This window comes from Micromonospora sp. FIMYZ51, from assembly GCF_038246755.1.
Lineage (GTDB): Bacteria > Actinomycetota > Actinomycetes > Mycobacteriales > Micromonosporaceae > Micromonospora.
This window is the reverse complement of sequence record NZ_CP134706.1, coordinates 6,743,833-6,768,118: the sequence shown is the minus strand read 5'-3', so window position 1 is coordinate 6,768,118 and position 24,286 is coordinate 6,743,833. Positions and strand designations below refer to the sequence as shown.

The window sequence follows — 24,286 nt, the reverse complement described above, 5'->3', positions numbered from 1 at the left end:
CCCTGTATTAGCATAGTATCCGTTTTGGCGAGGATGAAGGGGGAGTCCATGGTGAGCAATGGCGGGTCGGCGCTCCTCCGACTCGTCCGGCGCACCAAGCCGGCCCTGCGACTTCTGCCCGGTCTGATCCGGCTGGTGCGTGGCGACGGTCTGGCCGGCGTGCGGCTGGCGCTCTGGACCGTCCGCGCCCGACGCCGGGTCCGGCGCCAGCTTGTCCAAGGCGGAATCCCCGCCGTGCGGCTGCCGGGACCGCCCCCTGGCGCCGACCCGGACGTCATGAATCGCGTGCTCCGCCGCGACGGTGCCAGCTGCCTGGAGGCCGCGCTGGTCCGCCAGCGCTGGTACGCCGCCTGCCGGACCAGCCGCACCATCGTGATCGGGGTGACCGCGCCGAGCGGCGGCTTCCACGCGCACGCCTGGCTCGACGGGGACACCGACGCCGAGCAGGAAGGGATGCTGGAGTTGCTGCGCCACCCGGTACCCGAGGCATGGTTGTCCTGACCGCAGGGTCAGCTGCGGCCGACCAACTCCGCGCTCTCCAGGTCGGTGAGAAACTGCCGCACGTCGGCGGCGGCCCGCTCTCGGTCCACCGGTGCCCGCGCGACAAGCTCCCGGGTCAGTTCGTCGGCGGTGGCACCGTCCACCAGGTGCGGCCAGAGCAGTGCGGCCGAGGGGCCGAGCGCGAAGTAGACGGACTGCGCGGTGTCCAGCAGCACGGCCTCGTCACCAGCGGTACGCCAGACCACCCGGTCGGCTCGGATCCGGTAGACGGTCGCGGGGATGTCGTTCATCCGGAAGCCTCCAGCTGTCGAAGCGGGCTATCCGGATAGTAGCTACTAGAAGGGACGTCCGATCAGCAAAGGGCAAATCCGGCATCCGCCTCGCTGTCCCTCAGCCGCCCCGGGCCACCGGTCCGATCAGCTGCCGCTCGGTGCCGGTCATGCTGAGCATCACCCACTGCACCTTGCCCTTGGTGATCAGGCCGACCATCTCCGGGTGCAGTTGGGTGAACCAGCTCTGCACGCTCACCAACCCGAGCGCGTTCGCCGCCGTGCCGGCCTCGGCTTCGGTGAGCCGCTGGAGCACCACGATGTCGCTGCGGACCAGCACCTCGACGTCCCAGCCGGCCAGGTCGTCCCGGACCACCAGGGTGGCCCGCCAGGGCGCGGCCAGATTGGTGTCCGGCCCGGTCACCGGGCCGGTGTCGACCACCACGAGCTGCGGCTCGGTCGGGGTGGCCGGCACCGGGGGCGCCACCCCGGGCGGCAGGAACGAGGCGATCTCCCGGCCGATGACGCAACGCCGCAGGAAGGCGTCCCACTCCTGCTCCCGGGCGGTCTGGATGAACAGCCGGGCACCGAGCGCCAGGGCCCGGAAGGCGAGCAGTTCTGCCGCGCGTACCCCGCCGGTAAGCATCAGCCGGGTCGGCTCGGCGCGGAAGATCCGCAGGCCGACCGGCTCCTGCTGGCGGTTCCGGCCGACCACCAGCCCGCCGCCACCGGCGGCCAGGCGCAGCCCGGCGACGGTGGCGGCTTCGGCGACGTGCAGCCCGATCCGGCTGCCGGGAAAGGCGACGCTGTTCACCGCAGGAAGCCTCCGAGCGGAAGGGTGGCGGCCACCCCGTAGGCGTGCTCGCCGTCGAGTCGTTGCAGCCGACCGCCCTGACTGCGGATCGCCTCGGTCAGTGCCCGGTCGGCGGCGTCCAGCGCGGTGGCGTCCGCCCCGATCAGCCGGAACGCCACCTCCAGCACGGCCTCGTCGTCGCCGGGCCGGCCGGACTGGCGGGCCACCGAGATCGACACCACGCTGGCCGCGGCGGGCAGGCCGCGCAGCAGCGCATCCACCTCCCACGCCCGGTCCGGCCAGGCGAGCAGCCGGTGGCAGCTCTGCGGGGTGCCCTGCGCCGACCAACTCCGCCAGCCCTCCCGGACCAGCGGTCGATCCCCGCCGGCCGGCGCACCGGTGAGGTGGGTCAGGGTGGCGACGGAGGCCAGCACCTCGTCGCGGTTGAGCAGCCGGGCCGACACCCGATCGTGGCGCAGCTGACGCCGGGTCCGCCGGATCGCCGCCGTCAGCGCCGGCCGCAGGTCCCGGTCGGCATGAAAATCGGGGGTACGCGGTGCCTGGAGCACCACCCACGCCTGCCGGCTGGCCGGCACCTCGCCGCCGGTCAGCTCGCGGTACGCCCGGTCCACCGCCGCCGCACCCACCCGGGGTGCCGGGGTGACCTGGATCAGCACCTGCACCGCCACCGGCGGGGTGTTCGGATCGGCCGCCGGCAGCAGCGACATCGGCGACGGCAGAGCCTGCGGCGCACCCATCAGCAGCGCGCCCTCGGTCGGGTCGACCTCCAGCACCGCACTCAGCCCGCCGCGATGGGTGAGCAGCACCGCCGGCTGGTCGTCGATCTCGACCTGGTCCAGCTCGACGCTACCTTCCAGATGGGTCAACAACTGCCATGCCGCGTTGACATGATCGACGCCGACCGCACCCGCCGGCCCGGTCGCGTCCAGGTGCCGGCGCCGCCCCCGGTAGCCCCACCAGACCGCCAACCACTCGTAGAGCCACCGCCCTCGGCGGCGCACCATCGTCGGGGCGAGCAGCAGCAACACGGCGACGGCCACCGCCACGGTCAGCGGCACGCCACGCGGCGTCGCGGCCAGCACCGCCGCCACACCGGCCTGCCACGCCACGAGCTGCGCAACATGGATGCCGCCGACCCTGAGCTGCCGCCGATGCGGGCGTACCACCGGGGCGGGGGCACCGTCCGCCGAGGACTCCGCCGCCCCCGCTGCCGGTTGTGTCGCTCCCGCCGACGGCTGGGCCGGTCCCGCCGCCGGCTCGCCCGCCGCAGGCCGGGCCGGCATCGTGCCCGCCCCGGCCGCCGCCCGCGCGCCCGGCACGCTCGTGCCTCCTGCCGCCACCCGACTGGCGTACGCATTCCCGCCACCCACCTGACCGCCGTATGCGCTGCCGCTGGCGGCCTGGCTGGTGTGCGTGGTCCCGCCGGTGTGCGTGCTGGCGGCCTGGCCGGCGTACCCGGTGTTTGCCTGACCGCTGGGCATGGTGCCGCCGCTGGCCTGGCTGGCATAGGTGCCGCCGACGCTGGCCCGCCCCTGCCCCCGCTGCGCGGCCCAACTGTGTCCCGGCCCGGCCCCACCGAGCATCGGTGCCCCAGCTTCGCCCTGCTGCTGCGCCAGCGCTCCGGTCTGCTGCGCCGGGTTCGCCTGCTGCGGCGGCGCGCCGGCCTGCTGTGGCACCGGCATGCCGGTCTGCTGCTGCGGCACTCGTTGCTGCGGCGGTGCCGTCGCGCCCGGATGCTGCCAACCCGACTCGCCCGGCCGTGCCGCACCCGGCTGCGTCACCGCACGCCCCTCCCCGACCGACCCGGCATCGTCAGCACCCGCTCGTCGCGTCGGCCGGCAACAGTGGGCAACCCGCAGGTGTCCCGTCGGACGAACCCATGTCGGGCTGCTCCGCGAAGACAGGGAGGGGTGCGCGTCGTTGCTCCGGCTTTGCGCGGCGAAGAGGGCTGGACCGACGATATCCCAGGCGACCCGACCGATGTGCGCCCCGCACTGCCCAAGCGGCTTGCGTAAAGCGGCTTCGACCGCTCGCTTGCCCTGGCCGGCGTGCACCAGGTGCACGAGATGCCGCAACTTGTGTCCTTAGCGCACCCGGAGGACGCGACATGCCGCATCCCGTGTCAGGTCACCGACCGGCCGGTGCGCGCCGACTTGCTGCCCTCCGGGTCCGGGGTCAGGACCTCGCTGCCGGACCAGTCGATGTACTCGTCGACGACGTTCTGGTACGGCTCTCCGTCCTCGTCCAGCGTGGAGTACGAAACGTAGAAGCGACCGAAGCCGTACCCGCCGTTGGCCAGCGTCGCCAGTGCCCAGGGCCGTAGGGCGCTGGACAGCTTCTCCGGCTGTCGACGGTCCACGCTGACCCGGACAACTCCGAGCAGGTCGTACGACTGCTCGGAGGTGCCGGCGTCGAGCACGCGGGACAGCGAGAACGCATACGGCACCTGCTCCTCCTGGTACACCCACCGACCCCTGTCATTCACGACTGCCTCCTCGCGACACCGGCATCTGCGTCCACTCGAAGAATGCACGGCATGGAGGTTGATATCAAGAGTGCCGATGAGAATACTGATTGTGTAGAAGCTTCGTCCAAGGAGGAGACATGACCTCAGCCAAAGGTGCGCCAAGCGGCTCGAAGGCGCTCGCTCAACTGGAGTCGTCGCCCGTGGTGCAGGCGTGGGAGCTGGGGCTTCGGCTGCGTCAGCGCCGTGAGGAGGTGGGTCTCACGGCAGCGGCGGCCGGTCGGGCGATCGGCATCATCCAGGCGTACGTCTCGGGCGTCGAGGCCGGTCGGGTCAAGCTGCCGGCCCGGCGGCTGGCCCAGATCGTGACGGCGTACGAGCTGGAGCCGGAGGAGGCGGCCGAGTTGGAGGCGCTCCGGGCTGGTGCGGCCCGCCGTGCCTGGTGGCACGAGTACGCGCAGCTCTTTCCGGCCGAGTTCCTCCGCTTCCTCGGCTACGAGGCCGGTGCCGAGCAGATCCGCAGCTTTCACCCGGAGGCGATCCACGGCCTGTTGCAGACCGAGGAATATGCCCGCGCGGTGATTCGTGGCGGCACCACCACGATCCGACTCACCGAAGTGGACCGGCGGGTGGCGGTCCGGATGGCGCGGCAGGCCCGGCTCGACGGCCCGCATCCCCTGCGGGTCAGCGCCGTACTGAGCGAGGGTGCCCTACGCCAGCAGGTCGGCGGCCCGGCAGTGATGCGCGCCCAACTCGACCATCTCGTCGCTCTCGCCACCGACCGGCCCGAGCAGTTCGAGATCCGGGTGTTGCCGTTCACCGTTGGGGCGCACCCCGCCTTCGGCGGCCCGTTCGAGATTCTGTCGTTCCCGTCGCCCCGGCTGCCGGACCTGGTCTGGCAGGAGATCCTCACCTCCATCGACATCATCGACCAGTCGGTGCGGGTCACCGACTACGTGGTCACCTTCGCCGAGACCCGGGAGCTGGCGCTAGGCTCGGCGGAGTCACTGGATCTGATCCGCCGGATCGCCAAGGAGATGACGTGACCACGCAGTCGCCCGCCGCCGACCGGGACTGGTTCAAGTCCTCCCGCAGCTCCAGCAATGCCAACTGCGTCGAGGTGCGGTTTGCTGGCGGTGCGGTGGGCGTACGCGATTCGAAGGACCGCAGCGGCCCGGCCCTTGCCTTCGGTGCCGGTACCTGGACGGCCTTCTTGCACGCCTTGAAGGCCGATCGGCATCCGCTGGCCTGACCCGGCCGGGTTGCTCCGCGCCGTTTCGGCGAAGTTGCTGCCTCCCGGGCCGGCTGACACCGCCGTTCCGCCGAAGTTGCGCCGCTGCACCTTCCCCGAGCGGCGAGGGTTAGCGGCGGCACTTCTGGTCAGGTGTCTAGGTGGCGGGTCGGCGCCACACCGTGTCGTCGGGCGTGTCGGCGGGTTGGCCGGGGCCGCTCCCAGCGGCGGCGGCCAGGGAGGGGGTGTCGTCGGCGGGCCGGGTTTGGCGCTGACGGGCTCGGCGGCGCAGGAGCAGGGCCACGATGCCCCCGACGAGGAGCAGGAACACCACGATGATCGCGGCCCACACCGCGATCAGGATGCCGTTCTCGCGCTCACCCGGGTCGGTCTGCCACGCTTCGAGGTTGGCGGTCGGCGGAGCGGCGCTGGCGCTCGCGCTGGGGGCGGTGCGGCCGTCCGGCTCGCCAATCAGGGCCTGCCGCAGGTCGAGTACGCCCCAGCCGTACTGCCGGTCGTGGCCGGGATCGCCCGCGTCCCGGGTGGTCTCCAGCAGACGCTGGACCAACTGCTGCGCGTTCAGGTCCGGGTACCTCGCCTTGATCAGGGCGAGGCTGCCCGAGACCAGCGCGGCGCTGCTGCTGCTGCCGGTGGAGGTTTCGTACTTGTCGCCGGGCACGGCCAGGACGATCTGTTCTCCCGGTGCCGCGATGTCCACCTCGTCGGCGGCCAGCGCGGCGCCCTTGCTGATCACGCCCTTGCGGTCGGTGCCATTGACTGCCACGGCCAGTTCGTGCTGAGCCGGGAAGCCGGCGACGTAGTTGTCGTCGTTGCCGATCGCCGCCACCACGATGATGTCCTGCTGGTACGCCCGCTCCACGGCGCGATTCAGTTCGTCGCTGAAGCTGCCGCCCAGTGACACGTTGATGATGTCCGCACCATGGTCCACGGCCCAGTTGATCCCGGTGGCGATCGCCTCCGGGGAGATCGCCCGGGCCTGCTCGTTCTGCACCGTCACCGGCAGGATCTTGGCCTTCGGCGCGACCCCGAGCACCCCGTTCCCGTTGCCGGGACCGTGCCCGTGCCCGGCGATCAGCGAGGCCATGCCCGTGCCGTGGTTGCGCCGGTCGACGTCGCCCTTGCCGTCGCGGTCGTAGAGGTCGACGCCGGGCAGCACATTGTCCTTCAGGTCGCGGTGGCTCGCGTCCACTCCGGTGTCGACCACCGCCACCACCACCCCCTCACCCTGGGTGATCCTGTGCAGCTCGGCCAGTTCCAGCTCCTTGACGTGCCAGGAGTCGTCCCGGGTCGGGTCAGCCGAGGCGGGCGGGGCGGGGAGGCTCAGGGTCGCCAGGGCGCTCGCGGTGACGAGCGCCAGGGCAGCCGCCGGTCGGGTGAGGACACGCATGCCCGTCTACCTTCCTCTGTGGTTCCACCGGCACGGCCGGAATGGGCGGTCACCGCATGGTACGGGCCGGACACCCAGGGTGCGGTGCCGAGGGTCAGGGTGGACACGCCGGGCACCCGGCGTCGGATGCCCGGCCCGTCCGGTGTCAACTGCCGCCGAGGGCCCGGCCCTGCTCGCGCGGACGGCGCTCGACCGGTGCCTCGATGACGCCCGCGCCGGGGGACTCGGTGACCCACAACTCGTCGTCGCCGTCGCCGTACTCCCAGGTCTCCTGGTTTCCGGCGCGGCCGGCACCCTTGCCGGGAGTCTTCGCGATCGGGGCGGCACGCCGGCCACCGAGCGACGGCGCCGGGCCGGTGGCCGGCGCCGGACGGGCGGCGCCGGTACGACCGCTCAGGTCGGGACGCACCCCGGCGGCGGGGGCCGGGCGGCCGGTGGCGGTTGGGACCGGCCGGCAAGCGGCGGCGTCGCTGGACGCGGGGTGCCCGGTGCGGCGCCACGGGGGCCACCGAGGCTGGGCGGCGGGGTGGTGGGCCGCACGGGCGCGCTGCTACGCGGACCGGGAGCGCCGGTGTTGCCCGGCAGGGTCGCCCGGTTCGGGACCGGACCCCGCTGGCCGCCGCCCGGCACCATTCCCGGGTTGCCGGAACCACCGGCGCCGGGAAGGGTGGGCCGGTTCGGTAGCGGAGGGCGACTGCCGGGGGTGGTGGTCGAGCCGCCGCCTGATCCGGGCAGGGTGGGTCGCGGGCCGGTGTTCGGCGGGCCGGGAGGCATGGGTCGGGGGCCGGTGTTCGGCGGGCCGGGAGGGATGGGCCGGGGGCCCGGAGGCATGGGTCGAGGGCCGGGCGTCACCACCGGGGGCGGCGGTGCCGGGCCGGGCGTCACCGGCGGGTTCGGCGTGGTGACCGGCGGGGGCGTCGGCGTCGGTACGGGCGTGACGGTGCCACCGGCGAGCCCGGGACCCTCCGGCACGCCCGGCGTGACGGGGGTCGGTTCGGTCGGCCTGACGATCAGGTCCGGCCGGCCCGGCAGCTCCGGACGCGGCGGCAGGTCGGGGCGCTCCACCCCGCCCGAAGGTCCACCGACGACGGACGAGCCCGACCGGGCACCAGGTCCACCACCCGAGCCGCCCGGCCGGTCGCCGGATCCCCCCTTCAAGGGATCGGCTTCCGTGGGGCCCTTGAACTTCCCGCCTCGGGAGATCTTCGAGATGTAGACGTCGATGTAGAAGTCGGCAAGCGGCTTGGCGATGTTCTTGGCGCGCTGGTGGAACTCCTGCCGAACCTCCTCGGGCGTCTTGTGCTTGTCGCCGAAGAGGTCACTGAAGGTGATCTTCGCCTTGTCGTCTTCGTATGCCTGCCGCTGCTTGCGCTGCTCGGCCTCGTACTGGCGGTAGAGCTCCCGCATGTCGCGCTGGGCGGTCGAGATCTTGTCGGCCAGCTGCGACAGGCCACTGGCGTTGTTTGCGGCGACCCGCTGCCACTCGTCGAGCGAGTGCAACGTGGCACCGATCTTCGACATGAAGACGCGCCCGGCCGGTGAGTCCCACTTGGCGTCCAGCGCGTCGGCGTGGCGCTTGAGGTTTTCCCGGGTGACGCGCAGCAGGTCAGCCGCGCGCGACCACGTCTCGGCGAGCGTCGCGGTACGTCCGTCGTCCTCCTTGGTGACGTACTCGTGCATCTGCTCGATGTCGACCCCGTCCCACGCGGTCGGCTGGTACGGCCTGGACCGGGCGGCCCGATCGGCTGCGTAGTCGTCCGAGATGCCGGCGTAGTGCGGGTAGGGGGTCGGCTGCCAGCCGTAGTAGTCCTTGCTCATGCCCGTCCCTCAGCTCCCGTGCCGCCACCGGCCGGGCCCCCGCCATCCTGCTGCCATTCTCCGGTGAGGATCTCCTGCCCGTCCACCCCGCGGAACGCGTTGTGCACGTCGTCGTTTGTGGCCCGCGCCATCGCGTCACCGTCGAGGTACTCGGCCGAGATCGACTCAGCGGCCGTGCTGAGCGAGACGAGACCGCGGATCACGTCGTCCATCAGGAGCTTCACGGCGAGTCGGCTGTCGTCGTGCCGGCCCCGGAAGAAGGTGGCCTCCTGCATTCCGCCGCTGCCGAACGGCGCCTGCGTACTCAGCATCGGGCGCAGACCGTTCTCGTAGTTGGGCTGGAAGTTGCCCTCCAGTTCCCGCCGGACGGCCTCCGCGAAATCCTTCAGTTGCTGGATGTCGACGTTGATTTCTTCGTTGACGAGCCAGTCATCGCCCATGGTTCCTCCCCGTTGTCGATCCACTCTGGCCGAAAGCCAACTGATCAGGCAACCCCGTACGGCAGCTCACGACCGTGGCGGCAGGTGCACCAACTGCACCAGCCGGGTGCCGCCGCGCCGGGCCACCAGCCAGCCGCGCCCAGGTGGCAGCGGACCGGGCCGGACGGTGCCGAGCAGGACACCCTCGTCCCGGTTGCCGGACATCACGATGCCCGGCGTGCTGATCTCGCGCAGCCGCATCAGCACCGGCTCGTACAGCGCCCGGCTGGCACCGCCGGTACGGCGGGCGATCACCAGGTGCAGGCCGATGTCCCGGGCCTGGGGCAGGAACTCCAGCAGCGGGGTCAGCGGATTGCTGCCCGTGCCCGACACCAGGTCGTAGTCGTCGACAAGCACGTAGAGGTCGGGGCCCTTCCACCAGTCCCGGGCCCGCAGCCGCTCCGCGTCGATGTCGGGCGGAGGCAGCCGGTCCCGCATCACCGCGGCCACCTCGGCGATGATGCTCTCGGTGACCTGCGCGGTCGAGCCGTACCCGATCAGGTGCGGCGTGGTGATGTCACCGAGCAGGCTGCGCCGGTAGTCGACGAGGACCAGCCGGGCCTCGGTCAGCTCGTGCCGGTCGACGATCGTCTGGGCCACCGACCGTAGGAAGGTGCTCTTACCCGACTCACCGTCGCCGAAGAGGATGAAGTGCGGGTCGGCGGCGAAGTCCAGGTGCACCGGCTGAAGGTCCACCTCGGCGATGCCGATCGGAATGCCCGGCCGGCCGGTGCTCGGCAGGCTGCCGTACGGCACCACCGGCGGCAGCAGGCGGATCGGCGGCGCACCCGGCCCCTGCCAGGCGGCGGCCAGTTCGGTGACCAGCTTGCGGGCTCCCTCGGGCAGGCTGTCGGTCTCCTGCGCACCGTCGGCCCGGGGCAGCGCCGCCAGGAACTGCTGCCCGTCCGGGGTGATGCCCCGACCTGGCGACTTCTCCGGCACGTTCATCGCCGCCTTGCGGTCCAGGTTGGAGTCGCTCGCGTCGGCCAGCCACAGCTCCAGCCGGGTGCCGAAGACGTCCCGGACGGCGGGACGCAGGTCCATCCAGCGGCCGGCCGTGACGATCAAATGGATGCCGAAGGAGAGTCCCCGGTTGGCGATGTCGTTGATTGTGGGTTCGAGGTCCTCGAACTCCGCCCGCAACGTCGCCCAACCGTCGATGACCAGGAAGACGTCGCCGAACGGATCGTCGTCGTGCTGGCCGTGCCGGCGGGCCCGCCGGTACGCGGCCATCGAGTCGACGCCGCGCTCGGCGAACCGCCGCTCCCGCTCACCCATCAGCAGTTGCAACTCGGCGATGGTGCGGCGGACCAGGCCGGCGTCGAGGCGGGTCGCCACCGAGCCGACGTGCGGCAGGTCGCGCAGCGACGACAGCGCGCTGCTGCCCAGGTCGAGGCAGTACACCTGCGCCTCACGCGGGGTGTGGGTCAGCGCCAGCGCGGTGACGATCGTCCGCAGCAGGGTGGACTTGCCGCTCTGCGGGCCGCCCACGATCACCGCGTGTCCGGCCGCGCCGGCCAGGTCGAACCAGAGCACGTCCCGGCGCTGCTCGTACGGCTTGTCGACGATGCCGACCGCCACCTGCAATTCGCCGAGCAGGCCGGCGTGCGCCACGGTGATGCCCCGGGCCGGGTCGGCGCTCAGCGGCGGCAGCAACTGGTCAAGCGTCGGCGGCTCGGCCAGCGGCGGCAGCCACACCTGGTGCGCCGGCTTGCCCCGACCGACGAGCCGCCCGACCAGGATGTCCAGCACGCTCTCGCCCACCCCGTCGGCCGGCTCCGGTGGCTCCTCCTCCTTCGGCGTACGGGTCACCGGCGGGGCGACGTAGCTGGTGTTGTACTCGCGTACCTGGTCCTCGCCGCCGCCGGCCGCGACCGCCGCGGCGGTCTTGCTGCGGTAGGCGCCGGAGACGTACGCGGCCTTGAACCGGACCAGCGGCTCGGTGCCGAAGCGCAGGTAGCCGTGGCCCGGCGAGCGGGGCAACTCGTACGCGTCGGCGGCGCCCAGCACCACCCGGGACTCCATCGCGGAGAAGGTCCGCAGCCCGATCCGGTACGACAGGTGGGTGTCCAGCCCGCGCAGCCGTCCCTCCTCCAACCGCTGCGAGGCCAGCAGCAGGTGTACGCCGAGCGACCGGCCGACCCGACCGATCTGCACGAACATGTCGATGAAGTCCGGCTTGGCGGTGAGCAGTTCGGAGAACTCGTCGCAGATGATGAGCAGGCTCGGCAGCGGGGCGAGCGGGGCACCCGCCGCGCGGGCCTTCTCGTAGTCACGCTGCGAGGCGTAGTTGCCCGCCGAGCGGAGCAACTCCTGCCGGCGGACCAGCTCGCCGTTGATGGCGTCGGTCATCCGGTCCACCAGCGGCAGCTCGTCGGCCAGGTTGGTGATCACGGCGCTGGTGTGCGGCAACCCGTCCAGCCGGGTGAAGGTCGCGCCACCCTTGAAGTCGACCAGGACGAAGTTGAGGCTCTCCGAGGAGTGCGTCGCGGCAAGCGCCAGCACCAGGGTGCGCAGCAGCTCCGACTTGCCGGAACCGGTGGCACCGATGAGCAGCCCGTGCGGTCCCATGCCGTCCTGCGCCGACTCCTTCAGGTCCAGCTCCACCGGTGCGCCGTCAGCACCCAATCCGATCGGCACCCGCAGCTTGTCCCGGTTCGGTCGCGGCTGCCAGGCACGGTCCACGTCGAACTCGTACGGGTCACCGATGTCGAGCAGCTCGACCAGGCCCATCTCGGTGGCGAGCGGGGTGTCGCCGCCGCTGCCCCGGGAGGCGGCCGAGAGGCGCAGCGGGGCCAGCTGCATGGCCAACGCCTCGATCTCCGCCACCCGGCAGTCGTCGGCCCGGCCGATCTCCGCCACCCCGTCGACAGTGGTGCTGTGCAGCTGGTGGTCCGCCGTCAGGTCCAGGACCAGCCGCGCCCGGTCGAGCAGGCGCGGTGGCGGGGTGGAGAGGTCGAGCAGCGTCACGCCTTCCACGCCGCCCTCGGTCATCAGGTGGTCCGAGCCGGCGGTGTCGCCGCCGTCGATCACCACAAGCACGTGTGGCCCGCCGACCTGGAGGCCCCCGCCGCTGGCGTTGAACCGGGGCCGGCTGGCCAACACGTCGTCGAGCATCGCCTCCAGGCCGCTCACCGAGCCGGCGACCAGCCGCAGCTGACCCAGCGCGTCGGTACGCGACGGGTGCAGGGCGTGCGGCAGCCACTTGGTCCACTCCCAGTGCGCCCGCCGATCCGCCGAGACGCAGACCGCGACCAGCATGTCGTCGGGGGCGTGGAAGGCGGTGGCCTGGGCGAGGATCGCCCGCACCATGCCCCGGGCGGCGTCCGCGTCGCCGCGTAGGTGCACCCGGGCGAAGCCGTTGAGCGCCATCGTCACCGGCAGGTCCGGCACCTCGCCGTAGGTGGTGAGGAACCGGCGCAGGGCCAGCGCGCACATCGGTTCCAGCTTCTCCAGCGTGGTGGCCGGCGGCGGTACCAGTGGCGTGGCCAGCTCCTGCGGCCCGAGTCCGATCCGGACGGTACCGAAGTCCACATCGCCCCGGCGGCGTTCCCAGAGCCGGGGGCCGAGCGGCAGCGACCAGAGGGTGTCCGGATCCGGGTGCCGGTAGAAGGCCGCCTCCCGCTGCCGGCGAATCGTCTTGAGCACCCGCCGCCGCTGCCGGGACAGGTGCGTCATGTACTCCCGGCGTCGCTGGAGCATCTCCTGCTTGCCCGGACCGGAGTTGTTGGTCAGCTGGGAGCCGAGCATGCCGAGGGCGGAGAGTCCGAACAGGCCGCCAGTGACGTAGCCGATTGTCGACCCGCCCCGGCCGGCGAACATCAACGCCATCGCGAAGGAGCCGGCGAGCATCGGCAGCAGCATCAGCATCTGCCCCCACGCCTTGCCGGTCGGCGCAGGCACCTCGGGCGGCGCATCCAACAACACCTCGCCAGCGGGGTACTCCGGTTCCGGCTGGCGGGCAGGTCGCTTGACGACCACCGTGCTCACGTGACAGACCTCCGTTGCCTCTCCTGGACGTGCAGCGCACGCCCGGCACCCCCGTACGCCCGGTCTCCGCGTGCAACCGGCACCCGCGTCACCGGCACATGGTAGGTAGCCTGTGCCGGTCAGGACAGCCGCGGGCCGTCGGCCCGCTCCTCGTACCGAGGGGTCTTCTGTGGTCACCCAGGCCGGAACCGGACTCGCGCGTATTGCCGTCATCGCACCCAACCGGCGATTGGATCTCGCTCTGCCCGAGCACTTGCCGATCGTCGGGCTGCTTCCGGCCGTACTGCGCCAGGCCGACGAGGATCCCTCGGACGGCACCGCGCACGGCGGGTGGATGCTGCGCCGAGGTGACGGCAGCCCGGTCGACCTGACCCGTACGCTCGCCGCGCAGAACGTCCGCGACGGCGAGACGCTGCACCTGGTGCCCCGACGCACCGAGTGGCCCGAGTTGGCGTACGACGACCTGATGGAGGCCGTCGCCGACGGTGCCCGCCGGCGCGGCGTGGCCTGGACCCCGTTCGCGACCCGGCTCACCGGCCTGATCGTGGCCGGCGTGCTGCTGCTGCTCGGCCTCGTCGTGATCGTCACCTCCGACCAGCCCGGCTGGCTCGGCGGCGCGATCTCCCTCGGCACCGCCGGTCTGCTGCTGGTAAGCGGTGTCGTGCTCGCCCGGGCGATGGCCGACTCCCTGGCCGGCGCGGTGGTCGCCGCCGCCGGCCTGCCGTACGCCTTCGTCGGCGGCGTGCTGGTGCTCGGCACCGGAGAGTCGGTGTGGACCCTGGGCGCGCCGCACGTGCTGCTCGGCTCGGCGGTGCTGCTCCTCTCCGGACTGCTCGGCCTGCTCGGCGTGGGCGACGCGACCCGGGTCTTCGTGACCGCCGTCTTCGTCGGCTTCTGGGGCATGGTGGGCGGATTGATCGCCCTCGGCTCGATGGACGCCGCGCAGGGCAGCGCCATCGTGGTAAGTGCGGTGGCCCTGCTGCTGCCGGCCATGCCGCTGCTCTCCGTCCGGCTCGGGAAGATGCCGATGCCGGCGCTGCCGCGTACCGCCGAGGATCTGGTACGCGACGACCCGCAGCCCCGGCGCGAGGTGGTCTACCAGGCCACCGCCCGCGCCGACGAGGTGCTCACCGGCATGATCTTCGGGGCGTTCCTGATCACGATCGGTTGCCTGCTCGTACTCACCGCGACCGGCACGCTCGCCGCGCTGCTGCTCGCCGCGGTGATCTCGCTGGGTTACCTGCTGCGGGCCCGGCTGGTGCCGACCGTCCGGCACCGGGTGCCGATGCTCGCCGCCGGCCTGCTGGGGCTGGGCCTGCTGCCGCTGGTCGGCGCGGCCGACGCGTCGACCGCCGCGCGGGTGCTGGCGGTGCTGCCGGTGGCGCTGGTCGGGGCCGGGATCGCCGCCGCCGCCGGGCTCGCCTACAGTCGCCGCGCCCCGTCGCCCCGGCTGGCCCGGCTCGGCGATGTGTGCGACATCCTGCTCCAGCTAGCCGTGGTGCCGCTGGCCTGCGGCGTGCTGGGTCTGTACGCGTTCATGCGCGCGATCAACGGCTGACGGGGAGGCTGCCATGCCGTCGCGGCGCGACCAGGTCCAGTCGTACCAATTCTTCCTCCAGCGGATGACCTCCGCGCTTGTGGCACGCGAGCCCGACCCGGAATCGGCGCCGTTCCGCCGGCTCGGCGGCGCGGGCTTCGCCAGCGTCATGGTGGCCGTGCTCTGCCTGGCGGCCGTCGGGGTGTACGGCCTGCTCCGCCCCGGCGGGGCCACGAAGTGGAAGGACAACCCCGCGGTCATCCTGGAGAAGGAGACCGGCACCCGGTACCTCTACCGGGAGGGGCGGCTGCATCCGGTGGTCAACTACGCCTCCGCCCTGCTGGCCCTCGGTTCGGCCGCGCCGACGGTCGCCGTCTCCCGCAACTCGCTTGTCGGCACGCCGCGCGGTCCCCGGATCGGCATCCCGGACGCGCCGGACGCGCTGCCGGCGCGCGGCCGGATCCTGGCCGGGCCCTGGACGCTCTGCACCCAACCGGCCCGCGACGCGGCCGGCGGCACCGTCGTCACCACGGTGCTCACCGTCGGCCGGGCCCCGGTCGGCGGGCGGGAACCGGGCGACGCCGCGCTGCTGGTCCGCGAACGCAAGACCAAGCGGATGCACCTGATCTGGCGGGATCACCGGTACGAGATCCGCAACGAGAAGATCGTGCTGGAGGGGCTCACCATGAGCGCCGAGCCGGTGGTCGAGGTCGGCGGTGCATGGTTGAACGCGCTGCCGGCCGGAGAACCCATCGCCACCCGCCAGGTGGCCGACCGGGGCTCGCTCTCGTCGGCGCTGCCGGATGCCCGGGTCGGCCAGGTGTTCGTGGTGGAGAGCCAGAACGGCAGCCGCCAGTACTACCTGGCGGAGCGGGAGCGACTCGTCCCGATCACCCCGGTGCAGGCGGACGTGCTGCTGGCCGACGACGCGACCGAGGCGGCGTATCCGGATGGCGAGAAACCGGCCCCGATCGAACTCGCCGCCGGTGCCGCGGCCGGTGCCCGCAAGGCGGCGGCGCCGGGCCAGGGTCGACACCGCGCGCCGGAGCAGCGGCCCGAGATCGCCCGGCTGACCGGCGACCAGCCGGCGATCTGCGCCGCGTACCAGCCGGGCCAGAACGAACCGACGGTGCTGCTCGACGCGCAGGTCCAACCGGTACGCGAGCCGGTGCGCACCCGGGAGCAGACCCGCGACGGGGTACCGCTGGCCGACCGGGTGGTCATCGAGCCGGGCCACGGCGTTCTGGTCACCGCCGTCTCCGCGCCCGAACAGGAGAGCGGCACCGTCAACCTGGTGACCGATCTCGGCTACCGCTACCCGCTGGCCTCGGCGGAGGTGTCCGGGATGCTGGGCTACGCGGGCGTGCAGCCGGTCCGCCTGCCCGCCAGCCTGGTGGTCCGGTTGCCCGCCGGCCCGGCCCTCGACCCGACGACCGCCAAGTTGGCGTTGGACCCGGAGTGACCGCCCCGCCGTCGCCGAACCGTACCCGGCCGACCAGCCACTTTGGATTTGCCGGAGGGCCTGCGGGCTAGCGCGGGTTGGGCGGGACCCGATACCGTGCGTACGAATGCGCGGCGTGATCACAGACCGATGTGGGCGCGCCGATTGACAGGCCGCCCCCGGTGACGCGGGGCGAACGAACGAAGACGGGGGTGACTTCCGCCATGTCGATGCGTACCGATACCGGCTTGATGCTGAAGACCGAGGGCGACGTCGATGCCGTCGCCGACCGGCTCACCGGCAACCTGAACCGGCTGATGGATCAGCTCGCGCCGCTCTACGACCAGTGGAAGGGTGCCGGTGCCGGCTCCTTCCAGCAGGTCCGTGAGCGGTTCGACGGGGACATGGCCCGGCTGAACGTCGCGCTGCGCGCGATCGCCGAGGCCGTCGGCTCGGCGGGTAAGGACTACGACGTCAGCGACGAGGAGATCAGGTCCGAGATGCAGAGCGCGGGTGCCAGCGCCGGCCAGATCACCGCTGCGCTGAAGCTCTGACGGGGGAGAGATCGCAATGGAACTGAAGTACAACTTCGCCGCCCTGAACGCTGCGGCAGACAACTGCGGCGGCGCGGTCCGGAACATGACCAGCGAGCTGGAGGGCCTCAAGTCCGGCATCGCCCCGATGCTGGCCACCTGGGACGGTGACGCCCGCGAGGCATACTTCCGCCGGCAGACCGAATGGGAGTCGGCTGCCAACGACCTGCGTGACCTGCTTGGCCGGATCGAGCGGGCACTGCGCGAGTCGGCCGCCACCATGCAGGCCCGCGAGGCCGCCAACCGCGCCAAGTTCGGCGGCTGACGCTCCGCACTTAACGACGATGGCCCGGCGTACGCGCCGGGCCATCAGTGTCGTCCGGTGTCAGTCCCGGGCCATCAGTGTCGTCCGGTGTCAGTCCCGGGCCATCAGTGTCGTCCGGTGTCAGTCCCGGGCCATCGAGGTGGGTACCCGGAAGAAGATCTCCTCCGGCTCGTCGATCTCGGGCCGGGCGGGTGGCGCTGCGGACGGCCGGGCGGGCCGCCAGCGCGCGCGCCGGCCGCGCGGCATCAGCGCCGCAAGTGTCGCCACGCCGACCGCCAGAACGGCCAGGGCCAGCCCGATCCAGAGCGCCAGCTGGCCGACGAGCGCCCAGCGATCGGCGCGAGCCTGCGCCACCGCGTCGTGTGGCACCTCGGGCAGCGGCGGCTGGGCCACCGGTGCCGCGCTGGTCAGTCGTTCGGTGACCGCCCGGTACGGGTTGACCACGCCCCGGCCGTAGCCCTGCGCGGCGCTTCCCCGGGCCGGGTCGGCGGTGGCCAACAGGCGTCGGGTGACCTCCTGCGCCGGCAGTCGGGGTTCCGCTGAGCGGATCAGCGCCGCAGCGGCGCTCACCACCGGCGTGGCGAAACTCGTGCCCTCGTACACGGCGTGACCGCGTTCCCGGGTCGCCGCCACCACCGCGCCTCCCGGCGCGACGAGGTCCACGTACGGTCCGATCTGCGACTTGGCGATCCGAGCGCCGGTCTCGTCGATGGCGCCCACCCCGATCACCCCGTCGTACGCGGCGGGATAGGGCACCGGATCGGGGCCGTCGCCGTCCTGGTGGAGGTTGCCGGCGGCGGCCACCAGCACGACATCCTGGTCCACGGCGTACTGGACGGCGGCCTCCACCTCCGGGTACTTGCGGTACAGGGTCACCGACATGTTGATCACGTCGGCTCCGTCGTCGACCGCCCACCGGATCGCCTGCGCGAAGACCGCGGCGGTGACGGTCTCTCCGCCGTCGTCCTCGGTGGCGCTGCGCTCGCTGACCCGGATCGGCACGATTGTGGCGTCCGGCGCCAGCCCGTAGAAGCCGACGCCCTCCCGCTGACCGGCGGCGATGATGCTGGCCACGGCGGTGCCGTGGGACACGCAGTCGACATCACCGCCGGACGTGCCGCGCAGCGCGTCGAAGCCGGTGGTGACCCGTCCGGCCAGTTGCGGGTGGCTGCTGTCGGTGCCGGAGTCGATGACGGCGACCCGTACGCCGGCACCGGTGCTGAACGGCCACACCCGCTGCGGCGCGAGCCACCGTTGCTGCCAGGGCGTTTGTTTGTTCACCTCGCCCGGATCGCTGGGATTCGGGCAGACCGCAGGTGCGGCATGGGCGGCCGGCGGCGCGGGCACCACAAGTGCGCCGGTTGCCACCGCTGCGAGCAGGGCAAGTGCCGCCAACGGACGGTCGTGGACCATACCTACCCACCTCCGCCTCGACCGTTGCCGGTGCATCCTAACGAGAAGCGGCCGTCGGCGAGGCGCGTCCGGGACGTACCGGTCGGGCCGCTGGCATACTCGCCGACCATGGTGTTGTCGCGTGGCTGGGCGGTCTTCCTCACCGGGGTCGGGGTCTGGACCTGGGTGATCTGGCCCCGGTTCGGCGTGGCCATCTGGCAGGACCCGAGGTCCTGGTCCACCGGCACGGTCGGGGACTGGCCGGCGACCAGCTTCCTCTGGGTGCACGCGCTGCTCATCGCGGCGTCGCTGGCCATCGGCACGACCGTCGGCCTGCTCGGCCTGCGCGCCTGGCGGGCTTCCCGGCGCGGTACGCAGCGGTAGCCGTGGTCCTCCTGGTGGGGCAGGTGTGACGGGGAACGCTCCCGACGGATTTGACGATCAATCCGGTGGGCGCGTAACTTTCTCTCTGCCAGCGGGAACGGGGCAAACAGGGCGAAAGTCCTGGTGATCCTGCACCGCCGGCACCGGTGACCAGGGATTCGTTCCCCGATCAACCGGGTCCGGGTGGGGCTCCTACCCAACCGCCGAGGGGCGGATTTGGCGGAGCGAAACCGACCGGGTAAGGTTCACGACCGGCAGGGCACCGGGCGAGCTTGCGGGAAACCGCAGCGGCCGGCCTGCCAAATCCGATGATCTAGCGAAGCGGATCTTCCGCTGCGCTGAATCACGGGTGCCGAACCGCCTGAAGCGTGACGGACCGGGACACACGGTTTGACACGCACCAGAAGGTGAGGTAACGTAGTAAAAGTGCCCGGCGCGAGAGCGGTGGGTGTGGGACATGAAGCCCCGGATGGGTGCCTGCTGGTTGGTGGGTGTTCTGATGGTGTGTGGTTGTTCTTTGAGAACTCAACAGGGTGCTTGATAAGCCAGTGCCAATTTGTTTGATTCCCCGTGCTGGTCGGACCTTTTGGGGTTTGGCTGGTTTTGGGATTCCTTTGGCAACATTTATGTTGTCGGGATGGATTTTCCAAGTTTTTGTTGGAGAGTTTGATCCTGGCTCAGGACGAACGCTGGCGGCGTGCTTAACACATGCAAGTCGAGCGGAAAGGCCCTTCGGGGTACTCGAGCGGCGAACGGGTGAGTAACACGTGAGCAACCTGCCCTAGGCTTTGGGATAACCCCGGGAAACCGGGGCTAATACCGGATATGACCTGCTGTCGCATGATGGTGGGTGGAAAGTTTTTCGGCTTGGGATGGGCTCGCGGCCTATCAGCTTGTTGGTGGGGTGATGGCCTACCAAGGCGACGACGGGTAGCCGGCCTGAGAGGGCGACCGGCCACACTGGGACTGAGACACGGCCCAGACTCCTACGGGAGGCAGCAGTGGGGAATATTGCACAATGGGCGGAAGCCTGATGCAGCGACGCCGCGTGAGGGATGACGGCCTTCGGGTTGTAAACCTCTTTCAGCAGGGACGAAGCGCAAGTGACGGTACCTGCAGAAGAAGCGCCGGCCAACTACGTGCCAGCAGCCGCGGTAAGACGTAGGGCGCGAGCGTTGTCCGGATTTATTGGGCGTAAAGAGCTCGTAGGCGGCTTGTCGCGTCGACTGTGAAAACCCGTGGCTCAACTGCGGGCCTGCAGTCGATACGGGCAGGCTAGAGTTCGGTAGGGGAGACTGGAATTCCTGGTGTAGCGGTGAAATGCGCAGATATCAGGAGGAACACCGGTGGCGAAGGCGGGTCTCTGGGCCGATACTGACGCTGAGGAGCGAAAGCGTGGGGAGCGAACAGGATTAGATACCCTGGTAGTCCACGCTGTAAACGTTGGGCGCTAGGTGTGGGGGGCCTCTCCGGTTCTCTGTGCCGCAGCTAACGCATTAAGCGCCCCGCCTGGGGAGTACGGCCGCAAGGCTAAAACTCAAAGGAATTGACGGGGGCCCGCACAAGCGGCGGAGCATGCGGATTAATTCGATGCAACGCGAAGAACCTTACCTGGGTTTGACATCGCCGGAAATCCTGCAGAGATGTGGGGTCCTTCGGGGCCGGTGACAGGTGGTGCATGGCTGTCGTCAGCTCGTGTCGTGAGATGTTGGGTTAAGTCCCGCAACGAGCGCAACCCTTGTTCGATGTTGCCAGCGCGTTATGGCGGGGACTCATCGAAGACTGCCGGGGTCAACTCGGAGGAAGGTGGGGATGACGTCAAGTCATCATGCCCCTTATGTCCAGGGCTTCACGCATGCTACAATGGCCGGTACAATGGGCTGCGATACCGTGAGGTGGAGCGAATCCCAAAAAGCCGGTCTCAGTTCGGATCGGGGTCTGCAACTCGACCCCGTGAAGTCGGAGTCGCTAGTAATCGCAGATCAGCAACGCTGCGGTGAATACGTTCCCGGGCCTTGTACACACCGCCCGTCACGTCACGAAAGTCGGCAACACCCGAAGCCGGTGGCCCAACCCTTGTGGAGGGAGCCGTCGAAGGTGGGGCTGGCGATTGGGACGAAGTCGTAACAAGGTAGCCGTACCGGAAGGTGCGGCTGGATCACCTCCTTTCTAAGGAGCACCATCCAGCGAAGGCTGGTATGGGGCCCGCGGCCCGCGGATGTCGGGTCGGGGTGCTCGATGGCGGAGACACTGGTGAGTTTTCATCGGCAACGGCCGACTTTCTTCTAGTACGGCCATCTCTTCGGGGGTGGTGGGGAACGGGGTTGGTTGGTGCGGCTGGTGGGGATGGATGGCACCCTGTTGGGTCCTGAAGGAACAACCGTGTGGTTGTCTTTCAGAGGCTGGTGCGGACGTTGGTTCGCCGGCTGCCAGGCACAGCTTGGCCTCGCATACCGGATGCTGCCTTGTGGGGTGGTGTTGCTGGTGTGGGGTGGTGGGTTGTGGGTTGGTTGTTTGTTGAGAATTGCACAGTGGACGCGAGCATCTTTGTGGTCAAGTTGTCAAGGGCGAACGGTGGATGCCTTGGCACCAGGAGCCGATGAAGGACGTGGGAGGCCGCGATAGGCCTGGGGGAGCTGTCAACCGAGCTGTGATCCCAGGGTGTCCGAATGGGGTAACCCGGCATCAGTCATGTGATGTCACCTGCACCTGAATTCATAGGGTGTGTGGAGGGAACGCGGGGAAGTGAAACATCTCAGTACCCGTAGGAAGAGAAAACAACATGTGATTCCGTGAGTAGTGGCGAGCGAAAGCGGATTGAGGCTAAACCGGTTGCGTGTGATACCTGTCAGGGGTTGCGTGGTCGGGGTTGTGGGACCTCATGTGGTGGGCTGACAACCACCAAAGGAGTTATAAAGCCAGTTGTTAGCTGAATGGTCTGGAAAGGCTGACCGTAGACGGTGATAGTCCGGTAGGTGAAAGCAGCTGGTCTTCTGTGGGTGTTCCCGAGTAGCGGCGGACTCCTGAAATCTGCCGTGAATCTGCCAGGACCACCTGGTAAGCCTAAATACTTCCTGGTGACCGATAGCGGACGAGTACCGTGAGGGAATGGTGAAAAGTACCCCGGGAGGGGAGTGAAATAGTACCTGAAACCGTTCGCCTACAATCCGTCGGAGCCTTGAGGGGTGACGGCGTGCCTTTTGAAGAATGAGCCTGCGAGTTAGTGGCATGTGGCGAGGTTAACCTGTGTGGGGGAGCCGTAGCGAAAGCGAGTCTGAAGAGGGCGTTTGAGTCGCATGTTCTAGACCCGAAGCGGAGTGATCTAGCCATGGGCAGGCTGAAGCGTGGGTAAGACCGCGTGGAGGGCCGAACCCACCAACGTTGAAAAGTTGGGGGATGACCTGTGGTTAGGGGTGAAAGGCCAATCAAACTCCGTGATAGCTGGTTCTCCCCGAAATGCATTTAGGTGCAGCGTCGTGTGTTTCTTGCCGGAGGTAGAGCACTGGATGGTCTAGGGGCCTACAAGCTTACCGAAATCAGCCAAACTCCGAATGCCGGTAAGTGAGAGCGCGGCAGTGAGACTGCGGGGGATAAGCTTCGTAGTCGAGAGGGAAACAGCCCAGATCACCAGCTAAGGCCCCTAAGCGTGTGCTAAGTGGAAAAGGATGTGGGGTCGCATAGACAACCAGGAGGTTGGCTTAGAAGCAGCCATCCTTTAAAGAGTGCGTAATAGCTCACTGGTCAAGTGGTTCCGCGCCGACAATGTAGCGGGGCTCAAGCACACCGCCGAAGCTGTGGCACTCACACGTGTACTTCGCATCGTCTCTTCGGGGTGGTGTGCAGGTGTGTGGGTGGGTAGGGAGCGTCGTGCCGGGGGTGAAGCAGCGGGGTGACCCAGTTGTGGACGCGGCACGAGTGAGAATGCAGGCATGAGTAGCGAAAGAAGGGTGAGAAACCCTTCCGCCGGATGACCAAGGGTTCCAGGGCCAGGTTATTCCGCCCTGGGTGAGTCGGGGCCTAAGGCGAGGCCGAGAGGCGTAGTCGATGGATAACGGGTTGATATTCCCGTACCCGCGAAGGAGCGTCCCTGATGAACCTCGTTGTGCTAACCATCCGAACTCGGTGCGGTTTTCGGACCAATCTGGGGGAGCGTGGGAACCTGGCGGGTAGTAGTCAAGCGATGGGGTGACACAGGAAGGTAGCTGAGCCCGGCCGGTGGTTGTGCCGGGGTAAGCGTGTAGGCCGTGCTGTAGGCAAATCCGCAGTACATGTAGGCTGAGACGTGATGCCGAGCCGATTCAGGTGAAGTCAGTGATCCTATGCTGTCGAGAAAAGCCTCTAGCGAGTTCCGAGCGGCCCGTACCCCAAACCGACACAGGTGGTCAGGTAGAGAATACCGAGGCGATCGGGTGAACTGTGGTTAAGGAACTCGGCAAATTGCCCCCGTAACTTAGGGAGAAGGGGGGCCGGAGACGTGAAGCCCCGTGCGGGTGGAGCGTTGTATGGCCGCAGAGAGCAGGGGGAAGCGACTGTTTACTAAAAACACAGGTCCATGCGAAGAAGTAATTCGATGTATATGGACTGACGCCTGCCCGGTGCTGGAACGTTAAGGGGACCTGTTAGCTCTTCGGGGCGAAGCGGAGAACTTAAGCGCCAGTAAACGGCGGTGGTAACTATAACCATCCTAAGGTAGCGAAATTCCTTGTCGGGTAAGTTCCGACCTGCACGAATGGCGTAACGACTTCCCCACTGTCTCAACCACAGGCCCGGCGAAATTGCAGTACGAGTAAAGATGCTCGTTACGCGCGGCAGGACGGAAAGACCCCGGGACCTTTACTATAGCTTGACATTGGTATCCGAATTAGCTTGTGTAGGATAGGTGGGAGCCGGTGAAGTGCATACGCCAGTATGTGTGGAGGCAATCTTGAAATACCACTCTGGTTGATTTGGGTATCTAACTTCGGGCCGTGATCCGGTTCAGGGACAGTGTCTGGTGGGTAGTTTAACTGGGGCGGTTGCCTCCTAAAGGGTAACGGAGGCGCCCAAAGGTTCCCTCAGCCTGGTTGGCAATCAGGTGTTGAGTGTAAGTGCACAAGGGAGCTTGACTGTGAGACTGACGGGTCGAGCAGGGACGAAAGTCGGGACTAGTGATCCGGCACTTGCGTGTGGAAGCGGTGTCGCTCAACGGATAAAAGGTACCCCGGGGATAACAGGCTGATCTTCCCCAAGAGTCCATATCGACGGGATGGTTTGGCACCTCGATGTCGGCTCGTCGCATCCTGGGGCTGTAGCAGGTCCCAAGGGTTGGGCTGTTCGCCCATTAAAGCGGTACGCGAGCTGGGTTTAGAACGTCGTGAGACAGTTCGGTCCCTATCCGCCGTGCGCGTAGGATACTTGAGAAGGGCTGTCCCTAGTACGAGAGGACCGGGACGGACGAACCTCTGGTGTGCCAGTTGTCCCGCCAGGGGCACGGCTGGTTAGCTACGTTCGGAAGGGATAACCGCTGAAAGCATCTAAGCGGGAAGCTCGCTTCAAGATGAGGTATCCCATCACTCCTTTGGGGTGGGTAAGGCCCCCAGCTAGACGACTGGGTTGATAGGCCGGAAATGTAAGCCAGGTAACTGGTTCAGTTGACCGGTACTAATAGGCCGAGGACTTGCTCACGAAGATTCTGCTCGCGTCCACTGTGTAACTCACGAC

At 69.1% G+C, this 24,286-nt stretch carries 18 protein-coding genes and 2 rRNA genes; 10 read left to right on the top strand and 10 right to left on the bottom strand.

Going from position 1 to position 24,286, the window contains the following annotated elements; translation table 11 throughout:
* Positions 1 to 48 precede the first annotated feature (48 nt).
* Positions 49 to 501 (top strand): lasso peptide biosynthesis protein, encoded by a 453-nt coding sequence (locus QQG74_RS30470; RefSeq protein ID WP_341718062.1) that lies wholly within the window; start codon positions 49 to 51, stop codon positions 499 to 501.
* 8 nt (positions 502 to 509) lie between these two features.
* Here QQG74_RS30470 and QQG74_RS30465 read toward each other — a convergent pair whose 3' ends face one another.
* The 4 genes from QQG74_RS30465 to QQG74_RS30450 form a co-directional block, all read right to left on the bottom strand.
* The gene (locus tag QQG74_RS30465; protein WP_341718061.1) at positions 510 to 791 is read right to left on the bottom strand and encodes a PqqD family protein; all 282 of its coding nucleotides are present in this window, start codon (positions 789 to 791) and stop codon (positions 510 to 512) included.
* A gap of 100 nt (positions 792 to 891) precedes the next feature.
* Entirely contained in the window at positions 892 to 1,584 is a 693-nt protein-coding gene (locus QQG74_RS30460) for a hypothetical protein (protein WP_341718060.1), read from the bottom strand.
* Complete coding sequence (eccE, locus tag QQG74_RS30455; protein WP_341718059.1) at positions 1,581 to 3,365, bottom strand: type VII secretion protein EccE; 1,785 nt, start codon at positions 3,363 to 3,365, stop codon at positions 1,581 to 1,583. Before eccE ends, QQG74_RS30460 begins: the two co-directional genes overlap by 4 nt.
* 341 nt (positions 3,366 to 3,706) lie before the next feature.
* The gene (locus tag QQG74_RS30450) at positions 3,707 to 4,069 is read right to left on the bottom strand and encodes a hypothetical protein (RefSeq protein ID WP_341718058.1); all 363 of its coding nucleotides are present in this window, start codon (positions 4,067 to 4,069) and stop codon (positions 3,707 to 3,709) included.
* 119 nt (positions 4,070 to 4,188) lie between these two features.
* Between QQG74_RS30450 and QQG74_RS30445 the strand changes: the two genes are divergently transcribed.
* On the top strand, positions 4,189 to 5,094 hold the full coding sequence (locus tag QQG74_RS30445; protein WP_341718057.1) for a DUF5753 domain-containing protein: 906 nt from the start codon (positions 4,189 to 4,191) through the stop codon (positions 5,092 to 5,094).
* Positions 5,091 to 5,300, top strand: coding sequence for a DUF397 domain-containing protein (locus QQG74_RS30440; RefSeq protein WP_341718056.1), 210 nt, complete (start codon positions 5,091 to 5,093; stop codon positions 5,298 to 5,300). Before QQG74_RS30445 ends, QQG74_RS30440 begins: the two co-directional genes overlap by 4 nt.
* A 136-nt stretch (positions 5,301 to 5,436) precedes the next feature.
* Here the strand turns inward: QQG74_RS30440 and mycP (QQG74_RS30435) are convergent, their stop codons facing one another.
* The 5 genes from mycP (QQG74_RS30435) to eccCa form a co-directional block, all read right to left on the bottom strand.
* Positions 5,437 to 6,687 carry a type VII secretion-associated serine protease mycosin gene (gene mycP, locus QQG74_RS30435; RefSeq protein WP_341718055.1) on the bottom strand — a complete coding sequence of 417 codons (1,251 nt, stop codon included), beginning with the start codon at positions 6,685 to 6,687 and terminating at the stop codon, positions 5,437 to 5,439.
* Positions 6,688 to 6,832: 145 nt separating this feature from the next.
* Positions 6,833 to 7,096, bottom strand: coding sequence for a hypothetical protein (locus QQG74_RS30430; protein WP_341718054.1), 264 nt, complete (start codon positions 7,094 to 7,096; stop codon positions 6,833 to 6,835).
* A complete protein-coding gene (locus tag QQG74_RS30425; RefSeq protein ID WP_341718053.1) occupies positions 7,081 to 8,505 on the bottom strand; it encodes a hypothetical protein in 1,425 nt (474 codons plus the stop codon). Before QQG74_RS30425 ends, QQG74_RS30430 begins: the two co-directional genes overlap by 16 nt.
* Positions 8,502 to 8,945 (bottom strand): hypothetical protein, encoded by a 444-nt coding sequence (locus tag QQG74_RS30420; protein WP_341718052.1) that lies wholly within the window; start codon positions 8,943 to 8,945, stop codon positions 8,502 to 8,504. The genes QQG74_RS30425 and QQG74_RS30420 overlap by 4 nt, the downstream gene beginning before the upstream one ends.
* A gap of 66 nt (positions 8,946 to 9,011) precedes the next feature.
* Positions 9,012 to 12,974, bottom strand: a complete 3,963-nt coding sequence (eccCa, locus tag QQG74_RS30415; protein ID WP_341718051.1) for a type VII secretion protein EccCa — start codon at positions 12,972 to 12,974, stop codon at positions 9,012 to 9,014.
* A 169-nt stretch (positions 12,975 to 13,143) separates the two neighbouring features.
* On the opposite strand from eccCa, the gene eccD reads away from it, so the two are divergent.
* The 4 genes from eccD (at position 13,144) to QQG74_RS30395 (ending at position 16,810) form a co-directional block, all read left to right on the top strand.
* Entirely contained in the window at positions 13,144 to 14,532 is a 1,389-nt protein-coding gene (gene eccD, locus QQG74_RS30410) for a type VII secretion integral membrane protein EccD (protein ID WP_341718050.1), read from the top strand.
* Positions 14,533 to 14,545: 13 nt separating this feature from the next.
* Positions 14,546 to 15,973: a type VII secretion protein EccB gene (eccB, locus tag QQG74_RS30405; protein WP_341718049.1), complete on the top strand. Its 1,428-nt coding sequence runs from the start codon at positions 14,546 to 14,548 to the stop codon at positions 15,971 to 15,973.
* A 203-nt stretch (positions 15,974 to 16,176) separates the two neighbouring features.
* Positions 16,177 to 16,506, top strand: a complete 330-nt coding sequence (locus QQG74_RS30400; protein WP_341721449.1) for a WXG100 family type VII secretion target — start codon at positions 16,177 to 16,179, stop codon at positions 16,504 to 16,506.
* Between the two features lie 16 nt (positions 16,507 to 16,522).
* Complete coding sequence (locus tag QQG74_RS30395; RefSeq protein WP_341718048.1) at positions 16,523 to 16,810, top strand: WXG100 family type VII secretion target; 288 nt, start codon at positions 16,523 to 16,525, stop codon at positions 16,808 to 16,810.
* A gap of 120 nt (positions 16,811 to 16,930) precedes the next feature.
* Here the strand turns inward: QQG74_RS30395 and mycP (QQG74_RS30390) are convergent, their stop codons facing one another.
* Positions 16,931 to 18,223, bottom strand: a complete 1,293-nt coding sequence (gene mycP / locus QQG74_RS30390; protein WP_341718047.1) for a type VII secretion-associated serine protease mycosin — start codon at positions 18,221 to 18,223, stop codon at positions 16,931 to 16,933.
* 108 nt (positions 18,224 to 18,331) lie between these two features.
* On the opposite strand from mycP (QQG74_RS30390), the gene QQG74_RS30385 reads away from it, so the two are divergent.
* The 3 genes from QQG74_RS30385 to QQG74_RS30375 all read left to right on the top strand — a co-directional run bounded on the left by QQG74_RS30385 (position 18,332) and on the right by QQG74_RS30375 (position 24,250).
* Positions 18,332 to 18,586 (top strand): hypothetical protein, encoded by a 255-nt coding sequence (locus tag QQG74_RS30385; RefSeq protein WP_341718046.1) that lies wholly within the window; start codon positions 18,332 to 18,334, stop codon positions 18,584 to 18,586.
* Between the two features lie 654 nt (positions 18,587 to 19,240).
* Positions 19,241 to 20,755: ribosomal RNA gene (locus tag QQG74_RS30380) — 16S ribosomal RNA — on the top strand.
* 382 nt (positions 20,756 to 21,137) lie between these two features.
* Positions 21,138 to 24,250 (top strand): 23S ribosomal RNA (locus QQG74_RS30375).
* Together the 16S and 23S rRNA genes form the textbook arrangement of a ribosomal RNA operon.
* Positions 24,251 to 24,286 lie beyond the last annotated feature (36 nt).

Bases quoted from the DNA above. Each gene is read 5' to 3' on its own strand.
- QQG74_RS30470 (WP_341718062.1), top strand. From the start codon at position 49: ATGGTGAGCAATGGCGGGTCGGCGCTCCTCCGACTCGTCCGGCGCACC.
- QQG74_RS30465 (WP_341718061.1), bottom strand. From the start codon at position 791: ATGAACGACATCCCCGCGACCGTCTACCGGATCCGAGCCGACCGGGTG.
- QQG74_RS30445 (WP_341718057.1), top strand. From the start codon at position 4,189: ATGACCTCAGCCAAAGGTGCGCCAAGCGGCTCGAAGGCGCTCGCTCAA.
- mycP (WP_341718055.1), bottom strand. From the start codon at position 6,687: ATGCGTGTCCTCACCCGACCGGCGGCTGCCCTGGCGCTCGTCACCGCG.
- QQG74_RS30425 (WP_341718053.1), bottom strand. From the start codon at position 8,505: ATGAGCAAGGACTACTACGGCTGGCAGCCGACCCCCTACCCGCACTAC.
- QQG74_RS30420 (WP_341718052.1), bottom strand. From the start codon at position 8,945: ATGGGCGATGACTGGCTCGTCAACGAAGAAATCAACGTCGACATCCAG.
- eccB (WP_341718049.1), top strand. From the start codon at position 14,546: ATGCCGTCGCGGCGCGACCAGGTCCAGTCGTACCAATTCTTCCTCCAG.
- QQG74_RS30400 (WP_341721449.1), top strand. From the start codon at position 16,177: ATGTCGATGCGTACCGATACCGGCTTGATGCTGAAGACCGAGGGCGAC.
- QQG74_RS30395 (WP_341718048.1), top strand. From the start codon at position 16,523: ATGGAACTGAAGTACAACTTCGCCGCCCTGAACGCTGCGGCAGACAAC.
- mycP (WP_341718047.1), bottom strand. From the start codon at position 18,223: ATGGTCCACGACCGTCCGTTGGCGGCACTTGCCCTGCTCGCAGCGGTG.
- QQG74_RS30385 (WP_341718046.1), top strand. From the start codon at position 18,332: ATGGTGTTGTCGCGTGGCTGGGCGGTCTTCCTCACCGGGGTCGGGGTC.